The organism is Spiroplasma endosymbiont of Andrena trimmerana, assembly GCF_964019575.1.
GTDB lineage: Bacteria > Bacillota_I > Bacilli_A > Mycoplasmatales > VBWQ01 > Spiroplasma_E.
The window spans coordinates 1,029,873-1,042,142 of the sequence record NZ_OZ026455.1 but is presented as its reverse complement, the minus strand read 5'-3'; the positions used below and the strand labels follow the sequence as shown (position 1 = coordinate 1,042,142).

At 22.7% G+C, this 12,270-nt stretch carries 12 protein-coding genes and 1 pseudogene; 10 read left to right on the top strand and 3 right to left on the bottom strand.

Annotation, left to right across the window (positions count from 1 at the left end; genetic code table 4):
• Nucleotides 1–225: 225 nt before the first annotated feature.
• From AACL03_RS06120 to AACL03_RS06090, 7 genes are all read left to right on the top strand, one after another.
• Entirely contained in the window at nt 226–768 is a 543-nt protein-coding gene (locus AACL03_RS06120; protein WP_339039845.1) for a hypothetical protein, read from the top strand.
• Between the two features lie 3 nt (nt 769–771).
• Nucleotides 772–2,664 carry a hypothetical protein gene (locus AACL03_RS06115; RefSeq protein WP_338957824.1) on the top strand — a complete coding sequence of 631 codons (1,893 nt, stop codon included), beginning with the start codon at nt 772–774 and terminating at the stop codon, nt 2,662–2,664.
• A gap of 4 nt (nt 2,665–2,668) precedes the next feature.
• On the top strand, nt 2,669–2,791 hold the full coding sequence (locus AACL03_RS06110; protein ID WP_338957828.1) for a hypothetical protein: 123 nt from the start codon (nt 2,669–2,671) through the stop codon (nt 2,789–2,791).
• A 13-nt stretch (nt 2,792–2,804) separates the two neighbouring features.
• A complete protein-coding gene (locus tag AACL03_RS06105; RefSeq protein ID WP_339039844.1) occupies nt 2,805–4,043 on the top strand; it encodes a hypothetical protein in 1,239 nt (412 codons plus the stop codon).
• The gene (locus AACL03_RS06100; RefSeq protein WP_339039843.1) at nt 3,994–4,506 is read left to right on the top strand and encodes a hypothetical protein; all 513 of its coding nucleotides are present in this window, start codon (nt 3,994–3,996) and stop codon (nt 4,504–4,506) included. Before AACL03_RS06105 ends, AACL03_RS06100 begins: the two co-directional genes overlap by 50 nt.
• 86 nt (nt 4,507–4,592) lie before the next feature.
• Entirely contained in the window at nt 4,593–5,543 is a 951-nt protein-coding gene (locus tag AACL03_RS06095) for an IS30 family transposase (RefSeq protein ID WP_339038665.1), read from the top strand.
• Between the two features lie 202 nt (nt 5,544–5,745).
• A complete protein-coding gene (locus tag AACL03_RS06090; protein ID WP_339039842.1) occupies nt 5,746–7,071 on the top strand; it encodes a hypothetical protein in 1,326 nt (441 codons plus the stop codon).
• On the opposite strand, the gene AACL03_RS06085 is transcribed toward AACL03_RS06090, so the two are convergent.
• Together AACL03_RS06085 and AACL03_RS06080 are read right to left on the bottom strand one after the other, a co-directional pair.
• Complete coding sequence (locus AACL03_RS06085) at nt 7,068–7,349, bottom strand: hypothetical protein (RefSeq protein ID WP_339039841.1); 282 nt, start codon at nt 7,347–7,349, stop codon at nt 7,068–7,070. The two genes, AACL03_RS06090 and AACL03_RS06085, sit on opposite strands and share 4 nt — an antisense overlap.
• Before the next feature lie 150 nt (nt 7,350–7,499).
• Nucleotides 7,500–9,206 (bottom strand): hypothetical protein, encoded by a 1,707-nt coding sequence (locus AACL03_RS06080; RefSeq protein WP_339039840.1) that lies wholly within the window; start codon nt 9,204–9,206, stop codon nt 7,500–7,502.
• 73 nt (nt 9,207–9,279) lie between these two features.
• Here AACL03_RS06080 and AACL03_RS06075 point away from each other — a divergent pair, with 73 nt between their 5' ends.
• The 3 genes and pseudogenes from AACL03_RS06075 (at nt 9,280) to AACL03_RS10015 (ending at nt 11,783) form a co-directional block, all read left to right on the top strand.
• Entirely contained in the window at nt 9,280–10,221 is a 942-nt protein-coding gene (locus AACL03_RS06075; RefSeq protein ID WP_339039839.1) for a hypothetical protein, read from the top strand.
• A 32-nt stretch (nt 10,222–10,253) separates the two neighbouring features.
• Entirely contained in the window at nt 10,254–10,535 is a 282-nt protein-coding gene (locus AACL03_RS06070; RefSeq protein ID WP_339039838.1) for a hypothetical protein, read from the top strand.
• A 2-nt stretch (nt 10,536–10,537) separates the two neighbouring features.
• Nucleotides 10,538–11,783 (top strand): annotated as a pseudogene (locus AACL03_RS10015) (ISNCY family transposase).
• Between the two features lie 140 nt (nt 11,784–11,923).
• Here AACL03_RS10015 and AACL03_RS06055 read toward each other — a convergent pair.
• The gene (locus AACL03_RS06055; protein WP_339039837.1) at nt 11,924–12,235 is read right to left on the bottom strand and encodes a hypothetical protein; all 312 of its coding nucleotides are present in this window, start codon (nt 12,233–12,235) and stop codon (nt 11,924–11,926) included.
• Nucleotides 12,236–12,270: the final 35 nt, after the last annotated feature.

The following is a 12,270-nucleotide window of genomic DNA, read 5'->3' as shown; positions in this document are numbered from 1 at the left end:
AAATTTTATTTTAAAAAAGGTTTAAATAAATTTTGAAAAGATACTTCATATTTTGAAAAAATAAGAATAAATATTTATAAATTACAAGAGAAATTCGAAAAATTAGAAAAACAAGCATTTGAAAAAATTAATAAATTAAAAGAAAAAACAATTGATGTATTTACAAGTGCTGAAAAGAAAGCAATTAAACATGCACAATTAATTCCATTAAATTCACCAGTATTTATGGCTTGTAAAATTCAACCTTTATCATTAGATAAATGTGGAATTACTATTTATCATCGTAATCCTAAATATAAACCAATTGTAGTTATTGATAGTATTATCAAAGCAGAAACTTTTGTTATTCAAATACATCCATTTCATTGATATAGATGATATAGCGGTTGATATATTGGATATGGAGTTAGTCAAAATAAATGATTAAAAAGTATTGCTTTTGCTCCACCAGTTGTACAACAAATGATTAAATATAGTTTTAAAATTTATAGGCAAATATTAAGGACAATTAGAACTTATCATAAAGTAGTTAATGTTATTAATAATCCTATTGATAATGTCAATAAATCATTTAAAAGGGTGGGTTTAAAATTCTCAGTTAATACTGTATTTGGTACTGGATTGTTAAGACATTTAGAAAAATTTGCATATAATCAAGTTGTAAAAAAAGGAAAGAAAAAATTACAAAAAGAAATTATACATATATCACATAGAAAAACTAAATCAAAAACCAAACGTTATAAAAAAGCATTTTTTAAGGAATGATAAAATATGATTAATAAACTTTGAACTGGTGTCAGTTTAGAAAATTATAATAACTGATATCCATTAACTGGAACAATTACAGAAACACCACGACAATATATAAATACATGACCAAATGTTGATGATTGATTTAAAACATTTGCTATTCGTGCTCAAAATGATATTAATGCTTATCTTGATTTTATTTTATCTAAATTTCCTTTTGATAGTTTTAAAGATGAATTAATTAAAGAAACTTTAAGAGATATGGTTTATGTTATGGTTGAACATTGAGTATTTAATCGTACACCAATTGAATTTAATGTTGATGCTACTATTCAATTTAATAATGGTAATCAATTTAGTGCAAGTAGTACTCCTACGATTAATATTTGAGATTTAGCACCTAGTAGAATGAAAATATGAGCAAGATTAACAGAATTAAAACAAATATTTTCAAATTATAATAATGATGAAATAGATGTTGAAAAAATTGACTTAAAAGCATTTTATACTAGAAACCAAGTTAATGAATTAATTCAAGAACAAAAAGAATTTACATTATCAAAGCAAATAAAATTATATGATGATACCATTAATGGTAATAAAAATGAAACATATAGGGGACCAGTTACAAATTTAATAAATAAAGGTTATGTTGCAACAGAATATGACTCAAAAACTGAAACTATGATTTTAGATTGACCTAATGAAATTGGAACATTACCACCTGATGTTTTACAAAACAATCCACAAATTGGTGATTATACACATGCACCAACTTGTGATTTTTCTGCTAAACAACAAAAACGAATTACTACAAATGAAAATGAAATTACCAAATTAAATAGTGAATTAATTAAAACAAACGAAAATATTAATGATGTTAAAAATAATTGATTTAATATTGAAACTAGTCCCTTATGAAAAAAAGTTGAAAATAATAATATAGAAATATTTAAATGATATTTTATTAAAATCAGTTATCAATATTCAACAGAAAATAACTTTATGAAATTTTATAAAGTAATTAAAATTTATTTAAATAATGTTTTTAACGAATTTGAATTGTTAAATGTTGATTCCATGACTTATGGAGAACAAATACAAAATAAAAATATTTTAAATATTGGAACTATTTACTATAACAATAAAAAGAAACAATTTAGTGGTGGTGGTAATTCTTATCCTGAACTTGGAAAAATTAATTTAATTGGTGATATAGAAGAAATATATCAATATCAAGGAATAGATACACCAACTGAATTTATAGCAGAAGAAAATACTGAACATGATTATTATACAAAACTAGAAACAAATCAATTATTAGATAAAAAACAAGATAAGTTAATTGCTGGTGAAAATATTAAAATTGATGAAAATAATAAAATTAGTGCTACTTGCGGGAAAACTGATTTAACTGATTATTATAAAAAAGAAGAAGTAGATAAAAAATTAGACAATAAAATGGATAAAGATCAATTCAAATATGCTTTTTCTATAAATACTATTGGTACTGAAATTCCTAATTTAGAAACTACTGATAAAACTGTTGCTGGTGCTATTAATGAAATTATCAAAAAACAACCACAACCAATTCCAATTCCTCCAAGTAGTTCAATTTGAAAAGAAGTAGGAATAAGAGAAAAAAATAAATGAGATAATTGACAAATTACTTATGATTTTATAGTTAATAAAAGATATAAAGTTTATTATTCTTGAAATATATATAATAATGTTTTTGCAATTAAAGAATTTATTATAACTAATACAAAAATAGCAGGTGTACCAATAGAAGTTTTTAACAATAATACTAATGTCTTAGTTTTATCAGTACAACACTCAAAATTTATTACTATTTATTCTTTAAAAGGTAGCGATAAAGGTAATACATGAAAATTAGAAGAATTACAGGAATAAAATTATGATTTGAAAAATTATAAAAATTATTTTAAGTTTAATTGGAGTTTTATTATCTTCTGCTGTTGCTGGTTTAATTATATTTATTATAGTAAAAATTGTCTTAAAAATTAATCAAATATTTTAGAAAGGAGAAAAAAATGAAACCTTTTTGACCAAGAAAAGATAAAACAAATATTAATAATAATGAAGAAAAATCTAAATTAATTTTTTTAGAAAATAAAAGTACACACACTTCTATTTTAAGTTATTTTGGTTTTAATGATTTTAATCATGAGACTTATTTTACTGATTTTGTTGCTGAAAATAATGCTAATTTATATAATGCTCCATTGGATATTAATAATGAAACTATTAAACAATATTTAATTAAACAAGAATTTTATAGAAAGAATTGAAATTCTATTTTTAAATTAAGCAAATTAGGAATTAGTGGTTATTTAATTTATATTGCTAATGATGATTTATATTTTCAAGTAGTAGATATACAGCAAAGAATTTATGATATTACTGGTAAATTAATTCAATGTACTATTTTTTATGATAGTTATCAACAAAATGCACAAACAGTAAGATTATTTGAAGTTTATAAATTAAATAATGAACAAGTAACTATTAATCGTGCAATTTATAGTATTAGTGATAATAAAAAACAATTTCCTTTACCTTTTAAAGAATATAGTAATAATCCTAATTTAGAACAAGAACAAACATTAAATATTAATTATATTCCAATAGCAATTATGAGAAATAAAGCAAATGAGTTAGCAGATTGTAATAAAGTAATGGATAAAATTAAAGCATTAGATGTTATTTATGAACAAATTGTTTTAGATACTATTTTAAATTCACCAAAGTTTATTTTTGACCAAACTTATGGTAATGCTAAATCTACAATGGATGAAGCCGTAAGAACATTAGTTACTAACAACTATATTTGAAAAACTACTGGTGATAATAATGAAAAAAGTGAAAATATTAATATGACAAGTAGTAATTTTAAAGGTAAAAATTTAACTGATATATATGATTGAAATATTAATGAAATATTTAAACGTTGTGGTATTCATATACCAAGTCAAAAGAAATCAGCACAACAATCGGTTCCCGAAAGTACAGCGGTAAATATTTCAACTATTAATTATATTGAACAAAAATTATGACAATTTAATATTGATATTCTTAAATTTATTCAAATATTAGTACGTTTAGATAAAGATTTATTAAATAGTAAAACATTTAATATTAATTATGAACAAGAAATTAATAACTTAACAGTTAAATTAAAATTATTTAATCCAGAAAATAACCAATTAATAGGAGAAAACAATGGAAAACAACAACAAACCACAAACGAAGTTTCCACAGAAACAAACTAAACTTAATCAAGCAGAAATAGAAAATGATTATTTAATTGATAATATTCCTTATGATTTTACTAATATGATGAGTGCTACTAGTGACCCTGATATTAATAGAGCATACGATGAATTTAAAAAAAGAAAAATTTATATTTATGAAATTGAACGTTTATTTAAAAATAATGAAAATAATAGTTTAAGATTTTCAGCAAATACTATTAAAATTGGTTTTATTGATATTGATAAAGTATTAAAAACTACTGCTGTTGAAACATCTGATTTTACTATGCAATTAAATCAAAGAGCAAGTACTAATATTAATGACAATACAATTGAATATAGTATGACTGATATTAAAAATTTAATTTTTCAAGAAATAAATTTATTAAATCAATTTAAGTTATATGCAGTTAGTATAAATGAACCATTAACTGAAAATAATATTGATAATTTATATATTATTGCTGAGTTATACTTGTAAGTGCAAGTAAATAAAATTGCAAAAAATTCTCATATAAAAATTTCATAATGCTAAATTTAGTTTAGAAAAAAGTAAGGAGTTTTTATATGAGTTATAAACATCTTGGCATAGATGAAAGAATTTATATTGAGAATCAATTGAAATTTAAATTTAAAATTAGTGAAATAGCTAAAAATCTTAATCGAAGTATTAGTACTATTATTCGAGAAATTAATAGAAATAAAGATAATAATCATTATTTTTCATTAATTGCACAAAATAAAGCTGAAAATCGAAAACAATCACATATTAGTTTTCATAAGTTTAAAAATAAGAATTTAGTAAAATATGTACAACAAAAATTACTATTAGGTTGATCACCTGAACAAATTTATGGCAGAATTAAAAATTTTCATAAAGAATGAGTTATTAGTTTTAAAACAATTTATACTTGAATTTATTTTGGAATGCTTGATAAAGTTACTAGTAAAAATTTAAGAAGAAAAGGTAAAAAACGAAAATCTAAAGAAAATCGTGGCAAGTTTAATGGTAAATCAATTAAAGAACGAGATATAAATGTTAATGATCGTATAACACTTGGTCATTGAGAAGGAGATACTATAGTATCATCACGAGGTAAAAGCAAATCATGTTTAATAACTTTAGTTGAAAGAGTATCACGATTTACTTTAGCAATATTAGTTAAAAACAGAACTACTAAAGTTATTAATAAAAATGTCAGTTATTATTTATCAATTCTTCCTAAAAACATTGTTAAAACTATTACTTTTGATCGTGGCAAAGAATTTTCAAATTGACAACAACTTGAAAAAAATTTAGATGTAAAAATTTATTTTGCCAATCCATATTCACCTTGACAAAGAGGTACTAATGAAAATACTAATGGTTTAATTAGAGAAAAATTTCCTAAAAAATTTATTTTTTCAAAAACTAATAAAAATGAAGTTCATAAATTTATATTGTCTTTAAATCAAAAACCGAGAAAAATACTAAATTATCTTTCACCAATCGAATATTTGGATAGAAAAATAATTTAGTTGCACTTACCTTTACAATTTAGCTATTAATAATTATTCAGAACCTTATCAAAATCCAAAAACTAGAAGTACTAAAAGTATTACTATTATTAAAATTAAAGACTTTAAAACAAGAGATGGTTATCCAATTATTATTAAATTACAAAAACCACTAGATAAAGACACCAAAGTTATTGGTTTAAAAATTAAAGCACCTAGAAGCATGATTTTTGGCAATATAAAGGTACTTGGTGAAGTCGACAATATGGAGGTATACCCAAAGTTATTTGTCAAAGATAAGATAGCATTTCCGCTATTATCAATGCCTATTGAAACTCAACCAAAAGTTAGAATATTACAACAATGATTTAGTGAACAAATATTACCTTGAAATTTAGCAAAACAATTTATAGGACAAGAAAAATCAGTTTTAGATTTAATTGCTATTGGTGGTGGTAGAGAAACAAGAAAAGAAATTATTAATAATGCAAGAGTAACTAATGCTAAAATTGGTTATGATGTTTCTAAAAATTCAAAAGTATGACCATTATCTGATGAACTAGAATTAAAAGATAAAAAATTAGAGTCATGATTTTTAGTAAGTGACTATAATTTATTTATTTCTACAACAAATAAATTTCATGATGTTGAACTAGAAATAAAAGATAGACCACCAATTGATAGTTTACAAAAAGTATTATTAGATATGTTAACTTATACATATACTTATAATAGAAACTTTGATGGTGCATCATTAAGTAATGTTTTAAAAGAAATGAATGATTTAGATAAAATTCGTGCTAAGTTTGAAGGACAAAAACCAAATGAAGTTATTACTAATTTATTTAAACAATGAGAATTAGATTATCCTAACTATACAAATTTACCACAAGTTAAAATATTAAAACAAATAGTTATAATGCTATCAAAAAATATTTATTCAACCATGTCTATTAATAACGGTTTAAATGATGACTATAAATTATTATTACCTTATTATTTTGAATTAAAATCAAATCCTATACATTCTACACCTGATAAGATTTGAGAATTTAAAGATATAAAAGTAGTATTAAAATCTGCATATTTTGATTTTACAGATATCAATAACATTAAACTAAAAAACAATGACATTAGTCAAAATGAATTATTGAAATTAGATGATAATCAATTTAACTGACTATCCATAACTAATGAATTAGAAAGCAATAATATACCATCATTAATTCCGGCAGATTGAACATTAGGTAATGGTGAATATGGAAAATATTTTACAAGATTAATTATTAATAAAAATAAAACCGAAAATGCTTTAAATTTATATGGTTCAAATAAATCACAATTATTTTCTAAATTAGAATTTTATAAAGAAGTTTTACAAATTGAAAATCCAATTAATAACTTAAATCGAATTGAAGTTAGCGGACTATTTGGTGCTGGTAATTATGATTTAATTTTAGTAACAAATAAACAAGAAATAAATTTAAATAATATTAATTTATTTGATAAATATAATGAAAATATTTCTTATATAAATTTAGAAATTTAATTATCAAAATATCCATCTGGATAAATACCATCTCATTTTACTGCATCATCAGTTAATTTATTTGATGCTCAGTAAAGAGTAATTTTATGTTTATTACTTACTGGTCTTGCTCAAATAGTTGCCCCCCCCCAGTGTGCTTCATGGTCGTAATCATAAAAATATGTTAATTGATTATTTTTATTATATGAAACTATTCCTAAGATTAAACCGGTAACACCAGTTATTACAGCAAATGATAATGATATTTTTTGAAAATTTGTTTTTATTCATGTTTTCATAATAAATATCTCCTTTTTTCCTTGATTTTACTTTTAAATTGTACTATTTTTGATTATTTTTACAAGTATGCTTTTAAAAGCAAAATAACGCCTAAATTAAAGGTGTTTATTTTTTGATACCTATACTATTAATTGTATTGCGCTTATTTATTATATTGCAAATGTGAAGATACTTTTTTTTACAGTAGCATTATTTTTACCCCTAATTACATTTTTATATGGATATAATGCATAAAATAATGCATCATAAGGGTCTTGATACATATTTTTGTCAGGAATGTTAGTTTTGGTTTGGTCATAACGTAATTCTTCTAAACATTGAGTTGTTTTTGGTAAATCATCTTTATTTGCATAAAAGTTTCCATAACTCATAATATTTCTCATTCAAACTACTCTATTAGTTAATCCGGCTTCTTGATTTAAATTTGAAGCATGTTTAATAGCGGTTTGTGTTATTAAAATAGTATTGTGTTCATCAATTAATTTTTGATTTAATCAATCCATTGCTGTTCTTGCTTTATCATCATAAAAATAAATTGCTTGTTCAAAATTTTCAAAATTATCCATTAATCCTAAAATTTCATTAACATAAGCATTAATTTTTTCATTTTCATTTATAAAATCATTTGGAGTAACTACTAATTCACAAATAATATAAGCATCATAATAACCAGTATTATTATATTCTTTAAAACCAACTACCATAAATACAGTATGGTCTTTTGGTCCCGTAGCTCAATCAATACCAACACTATAAAAATCAAATTTATACATTTCTTTTTCTTGATTATAAAATTGTTTTAAATCATATGATTGTCAATATTTTACTGTTTTTTGAAATGGGAAAATTGTTGCATCGCTATCTAAAAATTCAAAACCATAATAAACAGTATTATATTCATCTGGATTACTTTTTTCCATTTCTAATAATGTTCTTTGTTGAATGTCAGGTAATTTATTTCAAAATGGTTGAATAGTAAATCTTAAAACAAATAAACCTAAACCACTAAACATATCTTTATTTTCATAATAAACTTTACCAACTTTTTTAAGATTTTTCATGACTTCATCATTTAATGGTAAAAATGGTGTACAGTATTTTAAATAAAATGGATGATATTTATCATAAGGATTACATGTAAAAGTAATGAAAAAACTTTTATAAAAATAACGAGTAATCTTTTGTCCAAAGGTAGAACTATATATATTTTTATCAATAAATGTTCAACTTCACTCTTTAATAGGTTTATTTGATACTTTAATACGATTACTTCTAAACATAGAGTTTTGTAAACGTTCATATCGATATGTTAATTGTTTTTCAGTTAATATTTCTTTTTCTTCTGCCATAATAATTTCATCTGTTCTTGAACCTAAAAAACTTGACCCACCTGCTTCTTTTCCAAAAATCTTATTACCATTAGCATAACCAATAAAGTCAATTTGTTGATTACTTGGAAAGATAATACATCCCCCATCCTTAGTAATTTTTCATTTAATGCCATGTGGATTATTAGGTAATAAATTAATATTATATGTATCTAATAAAACTTGACAAACATTCATTAAAGCACCAATTGTAGTTTCACTATGAGTATTTTCATATCTTCTTACTTCTTGAACACTACTATCTCTAAAATTACAACATATAAATAAATCAAATGCTAAACAGTTTCAAGTTTTTCTTGTTCCACGTGCTGTTGGAACAAAACGATAAAAACAATTAGTAGTAAAATATTCTGCTCATTCATCACCAACAAATTCTTTAAAAATATCTCAACTAAAACCATAATTATTATCACTAAAATTAAGATTATATTTTTTATTTAATTGTCCATAACTACTAATAAAAGCCATATTTACTCCTTATTTTTTAAAAAAAATTAAACTTAAATTATTAACAAACAAAAATTAGAAAGGAACATTAAAAATGTTTATATTACCATTCGCAAATCATTTTGATTGAGACAAACATGATTTTAATCAAGATGAATTAAGTTTAAAACAAACAGAAGAATTATTTGCAAAAATAGATGATTATTTATGAAGTATATGTGATAAATCTGAATATAAATCATATAGATTTAGACAACGAAAATTAAAAGCAAAAAAAGGTTTATTAACTTATAAACGACGTATTTGTACACATTATAACACAAAAACACAAAAAATGGAGTACGTATCATTATTAGATAATTATCTTGGTGTTAAAAAATATAGTAAACTTGCACCTAACGTTATTAAACAAATTTTAAAATATTTTGCTGATGGTAAAAAGTATCGTGATGTTTGTGATACTTTTATTGAAGATTTAATAAGTAATAGTACAGTTTGTAGAACATATCAAAAATTTGAATTACCAAAAGCAAATATTCCCAAAATACCATTACAACCAAATCAAAATTTATATGTAAATATTGATGATGGTCATCGAAAATTTAAGTTTAATGAAAAACACAATACTAAAAATTGTAAAAAATGTTCGATGAGATTAATAGTAATGTGTACTGGTAAAAAGAAAAATGGAAAATTAATTAATAAAAGAGCTGTATGTAAAATAAGAGTTTCAAAAACAGAAATTGGTGCTGAAAAAACCGCAAAATTAATAGAAAAATATGGTAATTTATTTTTTGAAAACTTTGACCAAGCAAATGAGAAATATTATCCAAATAATCGTCTTGATAATTTAGAAAATGATTTTCCAGATTGAAATAAAGATATAAAAATTAATTTAGGAAAAATTAATCATAACGTTGATAACGAAATTAAAAGTGCCATAAAGAAAAAATATCATAATTTTAAATTATCAGAAGTTTATTTATTGGATAAATCTAATTACTCACACTTTATTGGCTATTTTGAAAAAAAATAATTGTTGGTACTTTTAGTCCCTATTCTTATGGTTTGACAAAACCAACTTTTACCTATGTAACACAAGATAAATTTAATGAAATTTCAAATATTATAGCAAATGATTCAAAAGTTAAACAATGATTTGCACATATAAATGAATGAAATTCTACTTTACCACAAGCAATCAATAATTCTAAAACATTTAATCCTCAAGCATTATATAATTGAAAAAGACAAGAAAAAGAAATAATAATGTCATTATTTAGTGATAATTTCCTATTAGTTATCGAGTGAAAATTTCCCAAAAGTAAAGTTAAATATACTTGGTGATAAATATGGAAAGAAGCATGACTATGAAAGAAAAATATAAGTTTAATATTATAAATGACATTATTATTAATAAATTATCTAAACATCAAGCTAAGAATAAACTTAACCTAACTATTAGAAGAATTAACCAATTAATTCAAATTTTCAATAGAGAAGGTAAAGTTGGTTTTATTCATAAATCCCGAAATAAAATTTCTAATAAAACAACAAATTTTGAAATCAAAATTAAGATTATAAATTTATATAAAACCAAATATTATAATTTTAATTTTCAACATTTCCATGAGAAATTAAACAATGAAGAAAAAATTAAAATTTCATATAGTACACTTTATACTATATTAATTAAAGAAAAAATTACTTCACCAAAAAGACATAAAAATAAGAAAAATAACTTGCATCCTACAAGAAACCGAAGAACAAATTTTGGTGAATTAATTCAAATGGATGCAAGTAATCATCATTGATTTGGTAAGGATAAACCAAAAGCTTTTTTACATGCTGCAATTGATGATGCTACAGGCAATATTGTCGGACTATGATTTGATCATCAAGAAACATTAGATGGTTATTATAATGTTTTTTATCAAATTTTAACTAAATATGGCATACCAAAAACATTTTATACTGATAATAGAACAGTTTTTGGATATAAAAAAACAAATCGATGCTGGCAAAATAAACACGGAAAATGATACTTATACTCAATTCCAAAAGTCTTGTAATGATTTAGGTGTTGAAATTATTAGAACTTCCATTCCACAAGCTAAGGGTAGAATCGAACGCTTATTTGGAACACTTCAAAGTCGCTTAATTAGTGAACTTAGACTTAATAAAATTAAAAATTTAGAAGAAGCTAATCAATTTCTTAAAATATATATAAGTATTTTTAATAAGCAATTTGCCTTACCTATTGATAATAATAAATCTGCTATGATTAAAGCTCCAAACCAAGAAGAAATAAATATTTATCTTTCAAGATTTTCTAAAAGAAAAACGGATAGTGGTTCAACTATAACATATTATGGTAAAAAGTATTTTCCTTATAAAAATAGCAAAGTTCAATACATACAACCTAGAACTGATGTAATTGTACTTAAATCGTTTATTAATGAGTTATATCTTAGTTATAATCATCAAATATATGAATTAAAAGAAATAGCACCAAAACCAATTATCAAAGAGGATTTGATAAAAACTAAAAAGGTTTATATACCAAATAAAAACCATCCTTGAAGATATGGATACTAATAATACCAAATTAAAATTAGATAAAATTCTTTTTATAAAAGATTATTTTTGTGAATACTTAACTATATAAAATTTTAAATCGTTTGTCGAGCAGCAAATTTGATGGCTTAAAATTGATTTTAAAGATATAAAAAATAAAATTATACACCACCAATAGCACAAGCACCAGAAGCCATTGTTGTAATACCACCAACAACATTACCAATTATGGGAATAGTATTTAAAGCACCATTAACAATAGTTAATGTGTTTTCACAATTTAAATTTGATTTATTTTCTAGATTTAGAAGTCTGTTGTCAAGTTCATTAACTTGTTTTTTTAAAGTTTCAAAATCTGCTTTGATTCCTTGAATATTTTTGTTTAATTCATCTAACTTTAATTCATGTTCAATTAAAGTTGAAATATAACTTCAATCTCTTATATAACCTTTTATTATTTCTTTTTCTGTCAATATCGAGTGAAAATTTCCCAAAAATATTTATCAAA